The 17851-nt window shown below is 67.1% G+C and carries 17 protein-coding genes and 3 tRNA genes; 1 reads left to right on the forward strand and 19 read right to left on the reverse strand.

Annotation, left to right across the window (positions count from 1 at the left end):
• The 5 genes from IP90_RS03085 to xth form a co-directional block, all read right to left on the reverse strand.
• The coding region (locus IP90_RS03085) for a phosphoadenosine phosphosulfate reductase domain-containing protein (protein WP_158635258.1) at nt 1-425 on the reverse strand (425 nt) is incomplete at its 3' end.
• Between the two features lie 7 nt (nt 426-432).
• A complete protein-coding gene (locus IP90_RS03090; RefSeq protein WP_199753380.1) occupies nt 433-2052 on the reverse strand; it encodes an FMN-binding glutamate synthase family protein in 1620 nt (539 codons plus the stop codon).
• A 2-nt stretch (nt 2053-2054) separates the two neighbouring features.
• Entirely contained in the window at nt 2055-3332 is a 1278-nt protein-coding gene (locus IP90_RS03095; RefSeq protein WP_144898180.1) for a nucleotide sugar dehydrogenase, read from the reverse strand.
• A 162-nt stretch (nt 3333-3494) separates the two neighbouring features.
• Complete coding sequence (locus IP90_RS03100; protein ID WP_144898181.1) at nt 3495-4118, reverse strand: GIY-YIG nuclease family protein; 624 nt, start codon at nt 4116-4118, stop codon at nt 3495-3497.
• Nucleotides 4115-4930 (reverse strand): exodeoxyribonuclease III, encoded by an 816-nt coding sequence (gene xth, locus IP90_RS03105; protein ID WP_144898182.1) that lies wholly within the window; start codon nt 4928-4930, stop codon nt 4115-4117. The genes IP90_RS03100 and xth overlap by 4 nt, the downstream gene beginning before the upstream one ends.
• 102 nt (nt 4931-5032) lie before the next feature.
• Here xth and IP90_RS03110 point away from each other — a divergent pair, with 102 nt between their 5' ends.
• Nucleotides 5033-5230 carry a hypothetical protein gene (locus IP90_RS03110; RefSeq protein ID WP_144898183.1) on the forward strand — a complete coding sequence of 66 codons (198 nt, stop codon included), beginning with the start codon at nt 5033-5035 and terminating at the stop codon, nt 5228-5230.
• A gap of 27 nt (nt 5231-5257) precedes the next feature.
• On the opposite strand, the gene IP90_RS16900 is transcribed toward IP90_RS03110, so the two are convergent.
• The 14 genes from IP90_RS16900 to IP90_RS03175 all read right to left on the reverse strand — a co-directional run bounded on the left by IP90_RS16900 (nt 5258) and on the right by IP90_RS03175 (nt 17781).
• On the reverse strand, nt 5258-5386 hold the full coding sequence (locus IP90_RS16900; RefSeq protein ID WP_277874196.1) for a hypothetical protein: 129 nt from the start codon (nt 5384-5386) through the stop codon (nt 5258-5260).
• Nucleotides 5387-5508: 122 nt separating this feature from the next.
• Nucleotides 5509-5595 (reverse strand) — tRNA-Leu (locus IP90_RS03115).
• Nucleotides 5596-5699: 104 nt separating this feature from the next.
• Nucleotides 5700-5773, reverse strand: a tRNA-Cys gene (locus IP90_RS03120).
• A 108-nt stretch (nt 5774-5881) separates the two neighbouring features.
• Nucleotides 5882-5957 (reverse strand) — tRNA-Gly (locus tag IP90_RS03125).
• Nucleotides 5948-6592: a CDP-diacylglycerol--glycerol-3-phosphate 3-phosphatidyltransferase gene (gene pgsA / locus IP90_RS03130; RefSeq protein WP_144898184.1), complete on the reverse strand. Its 645-nt coding sequence runs from the start codon at nt 6590-6592 to the stop codon at nt 5948-5950. Before pgsA ends, IP90_RS03125 begins: the two co-directional genes overlap by 10 nt.
• On the reverse strand, nt 6589-8442 hold the full coding sequence (gene uvrC, locus IP90_RS03135; protein ID WP_144898185.1) for an excinuclease ABC subunit UvrC: 1854 nt from the start codon (nt 8440-8442) through the stop codon (nt 6589-6591). Before uvrC ends, pgsA begins: the two co-directional genes overlap by 4 nt.
• A complete protein-coding gene (locus IP90_RS03140) occupies nt 8439-9842 on the reverse strand; it encodes a hypothetical protein (protein WP_144898186.1) in 1404 nt (467 codons plus the stop codon). The genes uvrC and IP90_RS03140 overlap by 4 nt, the downstream gene beginning before the upstream one ends.
• 34 nt (nt 9843-9876) lie before the next feature.
• On the reverse strand, nt 9877-10353 hold the full coding sequence (locus tag IP90_RS03145) for a low molecular weight protein-tyrosine-phosphatase (protein WP_144898187.1): 477 nt from the start codon (nt 10351-10353) through the stop codon (nt 9877-9879).
• Complete coding sequence (gene kdsB, locus IP90_RS03150) at nt 10354-11154, reverse strand: 3-deoxy-manno-octulosonate cytidylyltransferase (RefSeq protein WP_144898188.1); 801 nt, start codon at nt 11152-11154, stop codon at nt 10354-10356.
• A gap of 314 nt (nt 11155-11468) precedes the next feature.
• Nucleotides 11469-12494 carry a tetraacyldisaccharide 4'-kinase gene (lpxK, locus tag IP90_RS03155; RefSeq protein WP_144898189.1) on the reverse strand — a complete coding sequence of 342 codons (1026 nt, stop codon included), beginning with the start codon at nt 12492-12494 and terminating at the stop codon, nt 11469-11471.
• On the reverse strand, nt 12491-14263 hold the full coding sequence (gene msbA / locus IP90_RS03160; protein ID WP_144898190.1) for a lipid A export permease/ATP-binding protein MsbA: 1773 nt from the start codon (nt 14261-14263) through the stop codon (nt 12491-12493). The genes lpxK and msbA overlap by 4 nt, the downstream gene beginning before the upstream one ends.
• Complete coding sequence (locus IP90_RS03165) at nt 14260-14682, reverse strand: ExbD/TolR family protein (protein WP_144898191.1); 423 nt, start codon at nt 14680-14682, stop codon at nt 14260-14262. Before IP90_RS03165 ends, msbA begins: the two co-directional genes overlap by 4 nt.
• A gap of 16 nt (nt 14683-14698) precedes the next feature.
• Nucleotides 14699-15373 carry a MotA/TolQ/ExbB proton channel family protein gene (locus tag IP90_RS03170; RefSeq protein ID WP_144898192.1) on the reverse strand — a complete coding sequence of 225 codons (675 nt, stop codon included), beginning with the start codon at nt 15371-15373 and terminating at the stop codon, nt 14699-14701.
• A 29-nt stretch (nt 15374-15402) separates the two neighbouring features.
• Complete coding sequence (locus IP90_RS03175; protein ID WP_144898193.1) at nt 15403-17781, reverse strand: DNA internalization-related competence protein ComEC/Rec2; 2379 nt, start codon at nt 17779-17781, stop codon at nt 15403-15405.
• Nucleotides 17782-17851 lie beyond the last annotated feature (70 nt).

The following is a 17851-nucleotide window of genomic DNA, read 5'->3' on the forward strand; positions in this document are numbered from 1 at the left end:
CGGCGCGCCCCGCCGATGGCCGCATCGAAACCGTGCGCATCCAGCGCCTGCTTCAGCGCCTGGGTCTTCATCACGTCGGTGTGCACCGTGGCGCCATGGCTGATCGGGCCGATGCCCTGGGCCAGGCCGTCGGGGTTGGTGTGCACGTGCAGCTGCACGCCCGTCTCGGCCACGCGCCGGTCGCGAAACGCGATCATCTCGCCGAACTTCCAGCCGGTGTCCACGTGCAGCAGCGGGATCGGCGGGCGCGCCGGATAAAACGCCTTGAGCAGCAGGTGCAGCAGCACCGAACTGTCCTTGCCGATCGAATACAGCAGCACCGGATGCCGGCACTGCGCCGCCACCTCGCGCAGGATGTACACGCTCTCGGCTTCGAGACGGTCCAGGTGAGTGAGGTGCGTGGTCGGCTGTACGTTTTCCTGCATGTCCACCTCAGATGGCCTTGCCTGCACGTAGCGCGCGCACCAGGTCGGGTGCGGCGAAACTATCGCTACGCGATACCGACCAGAAGTGCCGGAACACCGCGTGCTCGGGAATACGGCCGATCAGGTCGCCCTTGTGCAGAAACCTGTACAGCGTGGCCAGCGACTGTATCTCGACCGCGGAAACCCGGCGCAGGATGTGTTCCGGCCCGAGCTGCGCCGGATGCTCGAGACCGGCCGCGCACAGCAGGTCGCGCAGTGCGCGCAACGTATTCTGGTGGAACTGGTACACGCGCGTCGCCTTGTCGGGCACATCGAGCCTTTGCCAACGCCTCGGGTCCTGCGTGGCGATGCCGGTCGGGCAGCGATCGGTATGGCAGCTCTGTGACTGGATGCATCCCAGCGCGAACATGAAACCACGCGCGGCGTTGCACCAGTCGGCGCCCAGCGCCAGCGTTCGGGCCAGGTCGAAAGCGCTGACGATCTTGCCGGCCGCCCCGATCCTGATCCTGTCGCGCAGGTCCAGGCCAACCAGGGTGTTGTGCACCAGGGTCAAGCCTTCTCGCATCGGGACACCGACATGCTCGATGAACTCCGCTGGCGCCGCGCCGGTACCGCCTTCGGCGCCGTCGACGACGATGAAGTCCGGCAGCAATCCGGTTTCCGCCATTGCCTTGGCGATGCCGAACCATTCCCATGGATGGCCGATCGCCAGCTTGAAGCCGGTTGGCTTGCCGCCCGACAGTTCGCGCAGCCGCGCGACGAATTCCAGCAGTCCCACCGGCGTCGAGAACGCGCTGTGCTGCGCCGGCGATACGCACTCCACGCCTTCCGGGACACCGCGCGTGACCGCGATCTCGGCGCTGACCTTGGGACCCGGCAATACGCCGCCATGGCCGGGCTTGGCGCCCTGCGACAGCTTCAGCTCGATCATCCGCACCTGCGGATCGCGCGCATTGTGCGCAAAGCGCTCTTCATCGAAGCGGCCTTCCGCATCGCGGCAACCGAAGTAGCCGGAACCGATTTCCCAGACCAGGTCGCCGCCGTTTTCGCGGTGGTACGGCGAAATCGATCCCTCACCGGTGTCGTGGTAGAAGCCGCCGCGCCGGGCACCGGCGTTGAGCGCGCGGATGGCATTGGCCGACAGCGAGCCGAAGCTCATCGCCGAGACGTTGAACACGCTGGCGTCGTAGGGCTGCGCCGTGTTGCCGCCGATGCGGACGCGGAAATCGTGCGAGGCGATATGCGTCGGCGCCATCGAATGGTTGATCCATTCGTAATCGACGCCATACACGTCGCGTTCGGTGCCGAACGGTACAACATCCAGCGCCTGCTTGGACCGCTGGTAGACCAGCGCCCGCTGTTCGCGCGAAAAAGGCGACTCCTGCAGGTCGCTCTCGATGAAATACTGCCGGATCTCAGGCCCGATCGACTCCAGGCCATAGCGCAAATGCGCCAGGATCGGATAGTTGCGCCGCAGCGTACTGCGCTTCTGCAGCAGGTCCCAGCTGCCCAACGCCGTCAGCAATCCGAAAGCAACCACGCCCCACCACCCGTCGCGATGCGCCGCCACCTGCTGCAGCGACAGCGCGAACAGGATCAGGCTTGCGATGTAGGCCGTGTAGCGCATCACTACAACCTGTCGTCGACCGCGTCGCGCGGCCATGCCGATTTCACGTCGTACACGACCGCACCGGGCTTGGCGAGCGCGCGGATCGCGACGGGATTCATCGCCGCGAACTGGCGGTGCGCCACCGCCAGCACGACCGCGTCATAGTCCGTCGATGCCGGCATGGCCATCGGGCGCAGGCCCAGCTCGTGCTCGGCTTCGTCTGGATCTGCCCAGGGATCCCAGACATCAATGGCCGCGCCTGCCTCGCGCAATGCATCGACCACGTTCATCACCCGGCTGTTGCGCAGGTCCGGGCAGTTTTCCTTGAAAGTCAGGCCCAGCACCAGCACCTTGGCACGGGCTGGATCGACGTCGCGCTCGCCCATCAATGCCAGCACCCGCTCGGCGACATGACGACCGACTTTGTTGTTGATGGCGCGCGCGATTTCGATCAGTTCGGGGTGATAACCCGCGGCCTCCGATTTATGCATCAGGTAGTACGGATCGACACCGATGCAGTGGCCGCCGACCAGGCCCGGCCGGAACGGCAGGAAATTCCACTTCGTGCCGGCAGCTTCGAGCACGTCGAGGGTGTCGATACCCAGGCGGTCGAAGATCAGCGACAGTTCGTTGACCAGCGCGATATTGACGTCGCGCTGCACGTTCTCGATCACCTTGGCGGCCTCGGCGACACGGATCGACGGCGCGCGATGGGTGCCGGCGGTGATGATGCTGGCGTAGAGCGCATCGACGAAGGCAGCGATCTCCGGCGTCGAACCGGACGTGATCTTGACGATCGAAGGCAGTGGCCGCTTGTGGTCGCCCGGATTGATCCGCTCCGGGCTGTAGCCGCAGAAGAAATCCGTGTTGAAGCGCAGCCCGGAACCTTCTTCGAGCAGCGGCACGCAGACCTCCTCGGTGGTGCCCGGATACACGGTGGATTCGTAGATCACCAGGTCGCCATGCTTGAGTACCGTCGCCAGCGTGCGGCTGGCCAGTTGCAACGGGCGCAGGTCGGGCCGCTGTTCGGCGTCGATCGGCGTCGGCACGGTGACGATGTAGACGTTGCAATCGCCGAGGTCTTCCACGCTTTGCGTAAGCGTGATTCGCGTCGCCGTCCGCAGCGCCTCGGCGGTGGTTTCCAATGTGCGATCGTGGCCCTCGCGCAGTTCGGCGATGCGCTGCGGATCGATGTCGAAGCCAACCACGTCGAGCGTCCGGCCGAATTCAACCGCCAGCGGCAACCCGACATAGCCCAGGCCGATGATGGCAATACGGGCTTCCGCGATATCGCGCATGGAACTCCAGCGTCATAAGTGAGAACCCGCACCACGTCCCTGCGACTCGTTGATCCGGCAGCCGATCAACATGGCAGGCACGGTCGTCGGGACGTGCGTCAGGCACAGGTCACTACTGTAGACGCCCGGACCGCTTTGCTGAAGCCATGCGGCCGGCCCCGGTCAAAAGCGGCCGCCGGCCTGGTGCCAGCGCAGCACCTCGGGTGGCAGGAGCGGCGCCAGATCGACGTCCAGCGCGACGTAGGCATCCAGCGCATCGAGCAGGACACGACGCAGCGTCGGCGACGTTGCGGGCACACCCTGATTTTCGGCCTCCTGATACAGGTCCGCGATGACCTTGTCCGTCCAGGCGTAGAGCGCGGCGCTCTGCGTCAGCAATCGGCGCCGCAGCCACGGCCGCAGTGATGCGTGGTGCACGAAGCCTTCTTCCGCCAGCAATCGCGCCTGCTCGGCCAGAGGGTCGCCGGCGCCGCGGAACCATTCAGAGAAACCGCCGGCCTGCTCGCGGATGACCAGCGGTGCGGGCGCATTGTGGAGGGCGATGGCGCGATGCAGCCGCGTTTCCAGCGTTCGCGCTTCGCGTACCGAATCCGTTTCGATCAGGTAGCCCGCATCCAGGTCGAAGAACTCGTAGAAGCGGCCATGCAGCGCGTGCAGGCGGACCAGCGGATCGCGCGCGAAACCCACTTTCGCGATGTCTTCGTAGGCGCAGGGCGCCACGTACAGGAAACAGGTGCCCCGGCTCAGGGTTCGCGCGCTTTCTTCGTGCTGGCCGGAAACGATCATTGTTTCGCGCGGCGGCGTACCGCCTCCGCCTTGAACGTGACCCAGGTCGGCGCATGGTCGCTGGCTTTCGGGAGTCCGCGCACCCAGCGGTCGACGCCGGCCTGCTTCAATCGCGGCGCCAGTTGCCTGTTGAGCAGGATGTGATCGATGCGCAGGCCTGAATCGCGCTGCCAGTGCTGCCGGAAGTAGTCCCAGAACGTGTAGATGCGTTCGTCCGGATGCGACTCGCGAACGGCATCGATCCAGCCCTGCGCCAGCAGCTTCTGGTAACGCTCGCGACTTTCCGGCTGCAGCAGCGCGTCCTTCAGCCACGAACGCGGATTGTAGATGTCGAAATCGGTGGGAACGACGTTGAAGTCGCCGGCCAGCGCGACCGGATGGCCGCTGTCGAACAGCGAGCGAGCATGGCGGATCAGCCGATCGAACCATTTCAACTTGTAGTCGAATTTCGGCCCCGGTTGCGGATTGCCGTTGGGCAGATACAGGCAGCCGACGATGATGCCGTGCGCAGCGGCTTCCAGATAGCGGCTCTGGTCATCGGCCCGGTCGCCGGGGAGCACGCGCCTGCTTTCCACGGGATCGGCGCCCTTGGCCAGTATCGCCACGCCGTTCCACGAGCGCTGTCCCTTCCACAGCGCGCCATAACCGGCGGCACGGATGTCCCCGATCGGAAACCCTTCGTCGATTGCCTTGAGTTCCTGCAGGCAGGCGATATCAGGTGCTTCCTTGTCCAGCCAGGCCAGCAGGTGTGGCAAGCGCGAGCGGATGCCATTGACGTTGTACGTCGCCAGCTTGAGTGTCCCGCGTGCCATCACGGCTCCTTTCAGTTCCACCGGACGTGACCGGAAACGCGTTGACGCGGCAGCCGATGCGGCCCCGCTATGCTGCCGCCGACTCGATGCCAGGTACGAACCATGACCAGACTCGACAAACCGCTACGCCGGGAGGTAGTCGTCGGTGACCAGCCGTATACGCTCACCATCGATCCCGACGGCCTCAAACTGGTCGAAAAGGGACGACGCAAGGGCGTCGAACTGCGATGGATAGATCTGGTGAACGGCGATGCCGCGCTCGCCGCGGCATTGCAGGCTTCGGTGATGGCCAGCCGCTGACATGGCCCGCCAGTGCGCGCGGTCGTCTCATCCGCGTTTCTGGTTGTCTTCCGCCTGCCTGTCGCGCTGTTCCTGCGTGCGCTGTTCGCGCTTCTCGTCGCGTTGCTGATCCGATGGGCGCTTGTTGCCGTTCGGGTTGTCTTTGTCTTCTTCCACAGCCAATGCCTCCACACGAGGTGTAGCCGCACTCTAGGCTTTCCCTGGTGAATCCTTCGTGCAGCGATCCTCGATGCCGCGCAGGCAGACAGGTCTGCAGGCATTTTTTCAGAAGTCTTACGTGGTGCCCGGGGCGGGGGTCGAACCCGCATGGCCTTGCGGCCGAGGGATTTTAAGTCCCTTGCGTATACCAGTTTCGCCACCCGGGCCTGATCGCGCGGCGGGATGCCTGCCGCGTGGCTGCATGTTAAGCGCGCAACAAAAAACCCGCACGTGGCGGGTTTCTGCTCGATGCGGACGGCGCCGCAGCGACTGGAGGCCTGGGTCGGAATTGAACCGGCGTACGCGGCTTTGCAGGCCGCTGCATAACCACTCTGCCACCAGGCCGGTGACTTGATCTGCGGAAAACAGCTTATGGCTTCCGGCGCACGATTGCACGGCTGCCTTTACGGTCCCGATAAAACGAAACCCCGGCGAACCGGGGTCTGCTTGATCTGGAGCGGGAAACGAGACTCGAACTCGCGACCTCAACCTTGGCAAGGTTGCGCTCTACCAACTGAGCTATTCCCGCGGAAGAGGCGGAATTTTAACGTCTCGTACGGGAGTGTCAACAGCCACGCCTTCACCGGCACGCAAAACCGGCCATGCCGCGCGCAGGTAGGCGAGGCCCGACCATAATGTCAACAAGGCCGCGACCGCCAGCAGCCAGTCGCCGATGTGGAAAATCGGCCCGCCCAGCCACGGTTCAGGACGCGGTGGTTTTTCCGGCGTCACCGAATACAGCAGGCACAGCAGCGCCACCATCTGCACCACCGTCTTGATCTTGCCGATGGCCGCCACCCCCACCTTGGCGCGCTGCCCGAGTTCGGCCATCCATTCGCGCAGCGCCGACACCGCGATCTCGCGACCCACGATCACCGCCGCCCAGAACGCCATCCAGGGCGTGGGGTGGCCCTGCACGATCAGGAACAGCGCGGTGGCCACCATCAGTTTGTCGGCCACCGGGTCCAGGAACGCGCCGAACGCCGAATACTGGTGGTAGCGACGCGCGATCCAGCCGTCCAGCCAGTCGGTCAGCGCGGCCAGTCCGAAGATCGCCGCCGTGGCGAAATTGGTCCATCGGAACGGCAGGTAAAACACCAGCACCAGCACCGGGATCATCATGATCCGCAACAGCGTCAGCATCGTCGGTACCGTCAACTTCATCCTCTGCCTGGCTCCTGTTGCGGTCGCTCCAGCCCGTGCAGCGCGGCGTAGATACGCTCGGCCAGCGCGGCATTGACGCCTTCGACGCGGGCGATCTCCTCGATGCCTGCCGCCTTCAATCCGGCCAATCCGCCGAAATGCCGCAACAGGTTAGCGCGTCTGCGCGGGCCGATGCCGGGAATATCCTCGAGCCGGCTGCTGTTGCGCGCTTTCTGCCGACGGCCGCGGTGGCCGGTGATGGCGAAACGGTGCGCTTCGTCACGTACCTGCTGGATCAGCTGCAGGCCTAGCGAATCGGGGCCCGGATGCAGCTCGCGGCCGTCGGTGAGCACCAGCGTCTCGTGTCCTGCGCGACGCGCCTCGCCCTTGGCGACGCCGACCAGCCGCACGCCATCGACGCCCAGGTCCGCCAGCACGGCCCGCGCCTGGGCCAGTTGTCCGGCGCCGCCGTCGATCAGCAGCAGGTCCGGCAGCACACCATCGTCCTCGACCGCACGGCGGAAACGGCGCTCGAGCGCTTGGTGCATGGCGGCGTAATCGTCGCCCGGCTCGATGCCGGCGATGTTGTAACGCCGGTACTGGCTGCGCAGCGGTCCGTCGGCGTTGAACACGACGCAGGAAGCCACGGTGGCCTCGCCCATGATGTGGCTGATGTCGAAGCATTCGATCCGCTGCGGCGCCGTCTCCAGGCCCAGCAGTTCGCGCAGCGCCTCCAGACGCGCGCCTTGCGCCGCCTGGCTGGAAAGTTCGGTCGCCAGCGAGAGTTCCGCGTTGCGCCGCGCCAGGTCGAGATAGCCGGCGCGCTCGCCGCGGACGCTGACCTTGATCTGCACGCGGCGGCCACCGGAAGCGGACAGCGCCTGCTCGATCAGTTCGCGATCGGGGATGTCGCGATCGAGCACGATCTCGCGCGGCGCCGGCTGTTCGGCGTAGTACTGCGAAACGAAGGCCGACAGCACTTCTTCCGCGCTTTCGACGCCGTTGGTCCTGGGGAAGAAGGCCCGCGTGCCGAGGTTGCGGCCATCGCGGAAGGCCAGCAGCAGCACGCAGGCCGCACTGCCCTGCATGGCGCAGGCCAGCACGTCGAGGTCCGCGGCCATGCCGTCGACATACTGACGCGCCTGCAGCTTGCGCAAGGTCAGCACCTGGTCGCGCAGCCGCGCCGCCTGTTCGAAATCCAGGCGCGCGCTGGCTGCTTCCATCGACTGGTTGAGTTCGTCGGTCAGTTCATCGCTGCGGCCGTCGAGGAACAGCACTGCGCGACGCACAGCATCGGCGTACTCGCCGGCCTCGACGAAGCCCACGCACGGCGCGCTGCAACGGCCGATCTGGTACTGCAGGCAGGGCCGCGAGCGGTTGCGGAACACGCTGTCCTCGCAACTGCGCAGCTTGAACAGCTTGTGCATCAGGTTGAGCGTGTCGCGCACCGCGCCCGCGCCAGGATAGGGGCCGAAGTAACGCCCAGGCACGTTGCGCGGGCCGCGATGGAAGGCGATCCGCGGCCATTCCTCCTGGGTCAACAATACGTATGGAAAGCTCTTGTCGTCGCGCAGCAGCACGTTGTAGCGCGGCTTCAGCGACTTGATCAGCTGGTTTTCCAGCAGCAGCGCCTCGCCTTCGGTGCGCGTCACCGTGACTTCCATGCGCGCGACCTGGGCCAGCATCGCCATCGTGCGCGCGGTCTTGGGGGTGGCGCTGAAATAGCTGGCCACGCGCTTGCGCAAAGCGCCGGCCTTGCCGACGTAGAGCACGCTGTCGTCGGCGGCGAACATGCGGTAGACGCCGGGGGCCGTACTCAGCTGCCGGACAAAGGCCTTGCCGTCGAAGGTGGATGCAGTCGCCCGGCTCATTCGCCTACGGGGACGTGGCGCAGGGTGCCGTCGCGATTGTCGAGCCGCAGCACGGCGTGCGCGCCACTGTCGGCGATCCACAATGCATCCTGGGCACAGGCGATGCCGCCGGGATGGTGCAGGCGCTGCGGCAGGTTGTGCTGGCTGACCATGCCTCCGCCCAGGCGCAGGGTGCAGATCCGGTCGTTGCCGGCATCGGCGATCCACAACAGCGGGTCGTGAGGGTCCAGCGCGATCGCGCGCGGCCATTGCAGGCGCGCGATGCTGCGCGGGCCGTCGACCTGGCCGAAGTCGTAAGGCCCCTGCCCGACCAGCGTCTGCACGCGCTGGTCGCGCAGGTACAGCGCACGGATCGCCGAACCAGCCGCGTCGCACACATACAGCACGTCCTGGCGCAGCGCCAGCGCGGTCGGCTGCGCGAACGCGGCGAAGATGCCGCTGCCGTCATTGATCGCGAAATTGCCGGAGCCGGCGATCGTCTCCAGCGCGCCGCGGGACAGGTCGTAGGCACAGATGCGGTTGTCGCCGGACATCGCCACGTACAGATGGCTCGGGGACGCCTGCAGGCCGCAGGGCTGGTCGATCATTGCGGTGCCGGCCTGCGACGGCGATTCGCCGTTGCCGCACAGTGTGGCCACCTCGCCGCTGAGCAGGTCGATGCGACGCAAGGCGTGGTTGCCGGTATCGGCGACGAACAGCGTCTCGCGCTGCAGCGCCAGTCCCTGCGGGCGACGGAAGGCGGCGACGCTGGCGCCGCCGTCGAGGAAGTCATAGGCGCCACTGCCGAACTGGCGCAGGATCCGCCCGTTCAGGTCGCACTCCAGGATGCGATGGTGGCCGGTATCGGCCAGGTACAGCTTGTTCGCCGTCACCACCAGCGCGGTCGGGAACGACAGCGGCAACTCGGGCGCAAGGCTACGCTGGCCGCTGTCCGTCGGCTTCGGTTTTGCCGGCGCCTGCGGCGCCTCGGCCAGCAGTCCCTGTATCAGTTCAGCCAGTTCAGCCACCGGTCCGGCCCCAACCACGCGGCGGCGCTCGCGCCCGTCCACATCCAGCAGCACCAGGGTCGGCCAGGATTCGATGCCGAACTGCTGCCACGCGACCCAGTCCGCGTCCAGCGCCACCGGATAGGTCAGCGCATGCTCGGACTGGATGCGCTGCAGGCTGCGCGGATCGCGTTCGGAATCGAAGCGCGGCGCCAGCAATGCTGCGGCATTGATGGCGCCGCCATGACGACGCAGCAGGCGCGAGATGTCGTCCAGCCGCTGCCGCGTCCACGCCGAACTGGCGCAGCCGAACAGCAGCAGCGTCGGCGCGCCGCGCAGCTCGGCCATGCGCACGGCCTGCGTGCGGCCGGGCCAGGCCAGACGGTCGGTCAATTCCGGGGCGAAGGTCGCCATTGCTGGGTTCAGTCCGTTGCCAGGCATGCTGCGATTATGCGCCAAGCTCCCGATGCAGACGCTCGATCATGCGCTCGCCAGCCGCGTCGATCCGCTGCCAGACCGCCTCGAAATCGGCACGGCCGCCCTGGTAGGGATCGTGCAGGTCGAATGGCGGCGCTAGCCCCGCCCATTCCAGCATCCGCTCAAGCCCGGCCACCGTGGCGGCAGCACCGCGTCGCTGCGCCTGCTGCAACGTGCCGGCATCGGCGCACAGGATCAGGGTGCCCGCCCGGAAATCGGAGGCCTGCAGCTGGCGCGCCCGTTGGCCGGAAATATCGATGCCATGCGCAGCGGCCGTGGTGATGGCACGTGGATCCGGTGGATGGCCGACATGCCAATCGCCGAGGCCGGCCGAATCGGTTTCGATTCGCCCCGCCAGTGCCGGTGTCCGTGCAATCCGCGCTTGCAGCCAGCCTTCCGCCATCGGCGAACGGCAGATGTTGCCCAGGCACACCACCAGCAGCCGCATTCAGCGGCCTTCCGATTGCGTCGCCGCAGACGAAGACAACATCGCCTCGGCGCGCGCCAGGTCTTCCGGCGTGTCGACGCCAGGCGGGAACGGCGCCGGTGTGAGCGCTACGGCAATCCGATGCCCGGCTTCCAGCACCCGCAGCTGTTCCAGGGACTCGATCTGTTCCAGCCGACCTGGCGGCATCGCCGCGAAGCGGCGCAGGAAGTCGACCCGATAGGCGTAGATGCCGATATGACGCAGCCAGGCCGGCTGGCCGTCCCGTGCCGGCAGGCGACTGCGATCCTGCGCGAACGCATCGCGTGGCCAGGGAATGGGAGCGCGACTGAAGTACAGCGCATCGCCATTGCCGGCCTGCACCAGCTTGACCGCATTCGGGTCGAACAGAGTGCCGGCGTCGTCAACGTGCGCGGCCAGCGTCGCCATGTCGGCCCCGGAAGCCTGCAGCAGCTCGGCCACGGCACGGATGCCTTCGGCCGGCGCGAACGGTTCGTCGCCCTGCAGGTTGACCACGACCGTGTCGTCGCTCCAGCCGGCAATGCCCGCGCATTCGGCCAGGCGATCGGTACCGGAAGCATGGTCGCGGGAAGTCATCGCCACGCGCACGCCGGTCGACGCCAGGGCCTCGACGATGCGTTCATCGTCCGCCGCCACCCACACCTCGCGCGCACCAGCCGCCAACGCGCGACGCGCCACATGCACAACCAGCGGCTCACCACCCAGCACTCGCAGCGGCTTGCCCGGCAAGCGGCTGGCCGCGTAACGGGCGGGAATGGCGACAGTGAAGTCTGGGGTGGGCATGGGGACTGGAACTAACGGCTAGGCGGGGGACTATAGCTTGGCCTTTTCAGGTTTTGACACGACCTAGCATCCGCATCGCAACTCCATGGACCCGGAGGGCGGCGTACATGGATGTGCGCCGTTTTCCGACCGAGCCATGGATGGCGAGTCGGAAAATCTCCGAGGACTACCCAACCGCAACGGGAGCTTTGTCGGGGAAGAGCCCTTCTCTTTGGTTACTTTCTCTTTGGCTCTGGAAAGAGAAAGTGACCCGCACGCGCAGCGGGCGGAAGCTTTGCTCTTCGAAAGAGGCGTCCCATCTCCCAGACAAGCCCCTACTCCCGCACCGTCTCCCTACCCCTGACCCGATCCAGCAACGCCACCCAGAACGCCTCCGGCAATTCAGCACTGGTCGGCACCTTGAAATGCCGCTCGGTGGCAAATGCCGCGCACTTCACCGCGTCCTTCTCCGTCATCAGTACCGGCAGGTCGCTACCGAAACTGAAATCGTCGGCGACATAGCGATGGTGGTCGGCAAAGGCATGCGGCACCACCGCGATGCCGTGGCCGCGCAGCATCGTGAAGAAGCGTTCGGGATTGCCGATCCCGGCCACCGCGTGAACGCGCTGCCCGGCGAACCCGGCCAGCGGCAGCGCGCGCCCGCCCAGCAAAGGCAGGACATGGTCCGAATGCAGCCGCATCGGCCATTCGCCGAAGCCGGTTTCGGCGCCGCGTGGAGAGGTGGCGGACGCACTCGAAAGATTGATCACGCGGAAGTCGCATTCGCTGCCACGTTCGAGCGGTTCGCGCATCGGCCCAGCCGGCAGCAGGCGGCTGTTGCCATAACGACGGGCGCCATCGACGACCTCGACCTCGACATCGCGTGCCAGCCGGTAGTGTTGCAGGCCATCGTCGCAGACGATCACGTCGCATCCAGCAGCAACCAGCGCGCGTGCGCCGGCGACGCGGTCGCGATCGACGCGTACCTTGACGCCGCAACGACGCGCGATCAGCAAGGGCTCGTCGCCGGCGACAGCAGGATCGGTGTCGCGTTCGACCCAGGCCGCGTTCGCCTCGTCGGCGCGCCCGTAGCCGCGGCTGACCACACCCGGCGTGCGCCCGGCGGCGAGCAGCCGTTCGACCAGCGCGATCACCAACGGCGTCTTGCCGGTGCCACCAACAGTCAGGTTGCCGATCACGATCACCGGCGCAGCGACACGAACCTGCCGGCGCCACCCCTTGCGGTACAGCGCACGGCGTGTGGAGACCAGCGCGGAAAACAATCCCGAGGCGAGCCGCGCATGCAGCGGCGGCGGGTCGCCGCCATACCACCAGGCCGGTGGCTGTTGCGCGCGACTCATGCCGTGTCCTGGCCCATCGCGTCGACGGGTTCGCGGAACTGCATGCGATGCAGACGCGCGTACAGGCCGCCGCGTGCGATCAGTTCGCTGTGCGTGCCCTGCTCCACCAGCCGGCCCTGGTCCAGCACCAGCACCTGGTCGGCGTGCTCGATGGTCGACAGCCGATGCGCGATGACCAGCGTCGTGCGATCCGGCATCAGCTGCTGCAGGGCATCCTGCACCAGTCGCTCGGATTCGTTGTCGAGCGCGGCGGTGGCCTCGTCGAGGATCAGGATCGGCGCGTCCTTCAGCATCGCGCGCGCGATCGCCAGGCGCTGCCGCTGTCCGCCGGACAGGCGGCCGCCGTTTTCGCCGATCGCGGAGGCCGCGCCCTCCGGCATGCGTTCGACGAACTCCATGGCGTTGGCGCCGCGGATCGCCGCGGCCAGTTCATCCTCGCCGGCCGCGGCCAGTTCGCCGTAGGCAACGTTCGCGGCGACGCTGTCGTCGAACAGCATCACGCTCTGGCTGACCAGCGCGATCTGCCGGCGCAGGTCGGCCAACGGATATTCCTCCACCGGGTAGCCGTCCAGCAGGATCTGCCCGCTTTCCGGCGGATAGAAACGCGGGATCAGCTTGATCAGCGTGGTCTTGCCGCTGCCGGAGCGGCCGACGATGGCGGTGACGGTACCGGGGCGCGCGGTGAAACTGATCCCGGACAGCGCCGGCTCCTGCTGGCCTTCGTAGCGCGCGCTGACATTGCGGAATTCGAGCACGCCGCGGGCGCGATCGAGCTTGCGCTCGCCGGTGTCGGCCTCGTCCTGCAGGTCCAGCACCGAGAACAATCGGTTGGCCGAGGAGACCCCCCGCTGCAGCATGCTCTGCACGTTGGTCAGCTGCCGCAGCGCCGGAATGATGGCCATCATCGCGACCATCATCTTGACGAAATCGCCCGCGGTCATGCGCCCCTGCGCCGCTTCGTGCCCCGCCACCAGCAGCAGTGCCGCCAGTCCGATCGCACCCATCAGCTGCACCAGCACCGAAGCCGACGAGCGCGTGGTCTCGACTTTCAGGCTGAGCTGCAGGTTGCGTTGCACCAGCGCCGCGTAGCGTTCCAGCTCCGCCTGTTGTGCCCCGTAGATCTTGACCTCCTGCTGGCCTTTCAGCGCCTGCTCGGCGCTCTGCAGCATCTTGGCCGCTCCTTCCTGGATACGATGGTTGATGCTGCGATAGCGGCGGCCGACACGGTCCATCAGGAACGCCAGCACCGGTCCCAGCAGCAGAATCGCCAGCGTCACCCGCGGACTGGCCATCATCATGACCGCGAACATCACGATCACCTGCAAGCCCTGGCTCACCATCACCTTCATCGCATCGACGGCTGCCTGTGCGACCTGCTCGGTGTCGCCACCGAGGCGGGTCAGCATCGACGGCACGGTTTCCGCGTCGAAACGCAGGCCCGGCAGGCGCAGGTACTTGCCCAGCAGCAGGTTGCGCAAATCGCGCGATACGCTGCGGCCGGCACGCGCCATGCAGTAGTCGGTGATGAAGCCGGCCAGTCCGCGCGCGATGAACAGCCCGACGATGAACAGTGGCAGGTGCCAGCTGAGGGTCGTCACCTTGGGATCGAAGGTCTCGTCGATGATCGGCTTCATCAGCATGGTGAAGCCGCCGCCCGCAGCCGCCTCGATGGCCATGCCGACCATCGCCATCACCAGCAGTGGCCGGTACGGCTGCGCATATCCGAGCAGCCGCTTGTAGGTCGGCCAGGGACCAGTCGGCTCGTTCACCGACGCGGCTCCGGCGCGGTCGCGATCATGATCTGGCGGAAACCGAGCTGGCCAAGCGCGTCGTAGGCGGTGACCACGGCCTGGTGAGGCGTGCGGCCATCGGCGCGCAGCAGCACCGGGCGGTCGCGGTCATCGCCCGCTACCTCGACGATGCTGCGCTTGAGCGATTCGACATCGGTGCGCAGCGTCTCGCGGTCGCCGACGAAATAACGCCCATCGGCGTTGACCAGCACGCTGAGCGTATTGGGCGGTGTCTTCGGCGGCTCACCGGTGGCCTGCGGCAGTTGCAGGCGCAGCACCGAGCGCGTGTCGAAGGTGGTGGTGATCACGAAGAAGATGATCAGCACCAGGATCACGTCGATCAACGGAACCAGGTTGATCTCCGGTTCGTCGTCGGCGCGGTGGTCGCGAATGCGCATCGAGGCGAGTCCCGGCTCAGGCCACGCCGGCGCGCGCGGACGCCATCGGCGCGGACGCCGGCGCGGGCGTCGCATCCGCGGAAAACGCCGGGCGCGAATCGAGGGTATCCATCAGGGCGAGCGCCTCGTGTTCCATCGCAACGATGTAACCGGCGATGCGGCCGCGGAAGTAGCGATGGAACATCAATGCCGGGATCGCCACGATCATGCCCGCCGCGGTGCAGATCAGCGCCTTGCCGATGCCGCCGGCGAGCTGGTTCACGTCGCCGACGCCATGGTCGAGGATGCCCAGGAACATCTGGATCATGCCGACCACGGTGCCGAACAGGCCCAGCAGCGGACCGGATGCGGCGATCGTGCCCAGCGTGTTGAGGAAACGCTCCATGCGGTGCACCAGGTGGCGGCCGACATCCTCGACGCGCTCGCGGATCTCCTCGCGCGGACGGTTGCGCACATCCAGCACCGCCGCGAGCAGTTCGCCCAGCGGCGAGGTGCGGCGCAGCGAATCGACGTGGGCCGGGTCCAACCGGCCGCGCGCGGCCCAGGCGCGCACTTCTTCGCCCAGCCCGGGCGGCAGCACGGCCTTGCGACGCAGGGTCCAGAAACGTTCGACGATGATCGCCAAGCCCACCACCGTCAGCAGCAACAGCGGGATCATCGGCCATCCGCCCGCCTTGACCAGTTCCAGCACGCTCAACCTTCCGGCACATCGGGCCGCGTTCAATCCTGGCGATAGGATACCTGCTCGCGCTGCCGGGTCGCGTCCCACAGGCGCGGCTGCATCTGGCGACGGACCTGCATGGAAATGCCCGCTGCGGCCAGCCTGATCCGCAAGGTGCCGCCGTCGATGGTCGAGTGGACAACGGCACCGGCACGTTGCCAGCGTTCGATCACGGCCGCATTCGGATGGCGGAAGCGGTTGCCGTAGCCAGCCGACACCAGCACATGGCGCGCGCCGGTGGCCGCGACGAAAGCCGGATCCGAGGAACTGCGACTGCCGTGATGCGCCATCAGCACCACGTCGGCACGTACGCCAGCGGGATCGCGGCCCAGCAGGCGGCTTTCGATCACCTCGCCGATGTCGCCGGTCAGCAGTGCCGCGCCATGCGCGGTTTCGATCCGGATGACGCAGCTGGCTTCGTTGCCCAGATACGGAAAATCCGGCGGCGGATGCAGGATGCGGAACGTCACGCCGTCCCAGCGCCATCGCGTGCCGGCGAGGCACGGCTGCGTCCGTGGCAGCCCGGCGCCATCCGGCGCGAGCGTAATTGGCGATGGCAGGGTGCGGCGAACCGCCTCCAGCCCGCCAGCGTGATCGTTGTCGGCATGACTGACCACGAGCCGATCCAGGCGCGTCACGCCCAGCGCATGCAATGCCGGCACCACTGCGCGCTCGCCGGCATCGAACCCGTCGCGCACCGCCGGACCCATGTCGTACAACAAGGCGTGGCGCGAGGTACGCACCAGCACCGCCAGGCCTTGGCCGACATCCATCACGACCAGTTCTGCCTCGCCAAGAGCCGGCAGCCCACGTGGCGGCCACAGCAAGGGCAACCACAGCAGCAATGCCAGCGGCTTGCCCGGTACACCACGCGGCAGCAGCAGCCAGAACGCGCCGAGCAGTGCCAGCGGCAACGCATGCCATGCCGCTTCCGGAAGCCAGCGCATGGCGATGCCGGTTCCGGCCAGCGTTTCGAACAACGGCCAACTCAGGTCGAAGGCCTGTGCGGCGAGCCGCCAGAACCACCCGCCGAAACCCGCATGCAATCCTTCGGCCGCGAGGCCGAGCAGCGACAGCGGCACCACCACCAGACTCCACCACGGCACCGCCAGCAGGTTCGCGAAAGGACCGGCCAGGGATGCCTGGCCGAACAGCGCTACCGTCAACGGCAGCAGGCCCAGCGTGGCGACGCCCTGCGCACCGAAGAAGTCCTTCAGCGGCGATGTCGACGATGAGCTGCCGGACGCATGCGGCAGGCACCACAACAGCCAGGCGACCCCCAGGAAGCTGAGCCAGAAACCCGGTGCGAGCGGCGACAACGGATCGATCAGCAGCAACGCCATCACCGCCAGCGCCAGTGCAGTGGCAACGGGTTGCGGCCGCCGCCACAAGCGCGCGGCCACCACGGCGGCGATCATCAACACTGTGCGCAGGGTCGGCAAGGCGAACCCGGCGACGGCCGCATAGACGATCGCACCCAGCAGTGCTGCGACACCCGCCGCCTGTGATCGCGGCACGCATCGCGCCAGCGACGGCCACAGACGCCATACACCGCCGGCAAGCAAGGCGAAGAATCCGGAAACCAGACCGACATGAAAACCGGAAATCGCGATCAGGTGGGTGAGCCCGGTCGCGCGCAGGATTTCCCAGTCCTCGTCCGCCAGCGCCTGGGTATCGCCCAGGGCCAGCGCACGCACGAAGCGCGAGGATGGCCGCGGCACCTGCGTGGCGATGCTGCGCGACATCCGTTCGCGCCAGGCATCGATCCCTTCGGGCGAGGACAGTTCACGCGCCGTCCCCGGATCGCGCACATGGCCGGTGGCGGCGATGCGCTGGGCCAGCGCGTGGCGCTCGCTGTCGAAGCCACCGGGATTGCGCAAGCCACGCGGCGCGCGCAGCTTCACGCTCATTCGCCAGCGCGTACCTGCGGCAAGGGCGGTACGCGGTCCCGGCTCATACGTACCGAAATCGTCGTACCAGGACAACTGCAGCCGCTTGCCGCGCAGCGGCGCCGGTTGCGCATCGTTGTCATCGACGCGGAAGCGGAAGCGGGTGCGCCGTGGCTCCGCTTCGGGCAAGCCGACGATGCGGCCTTCGATGACCAGGTCGCGGTGTTCCCATGCCAGCGGCAACTGCGCCGACAGCACGACCGACGCATGCAGCCCGGCCCAGGCAAACCCAGCCAACAACGGCCCGAGCAGGCGCAGGCGCAGGCGCTGGCCGCGCCACCACCACGCGATGCCGGCCAACAGGATGATCGCAGACAGGACAGGCGGCAGGAGCGCCGGCAACGACAGGCAGGCACCAATGCCTGCCAGCAGCGCGATGGCAGCAGCCAGCCCGAAAGGAGCCGCGGCAATTCCCTTGCCTGTGGACATGATCCGATCCGCGATACGCGTTGAGGCCAATGTCGCGCCTGGCCGCGGCCGTTTCCATCAGCCGGCACGC

Origin of the sequence: Luteimonas cucumeris, assembly GCF_007830035.1 — a bacterium.
GTDB classification, from domain to species: domain Bacteria; phylum Pseudomonadota; class Gammaproteobacteria; order Xanthomonadales; family Xanthomonadaceae; genus Luteimonas_C; species Luteimonas_C cucumeris.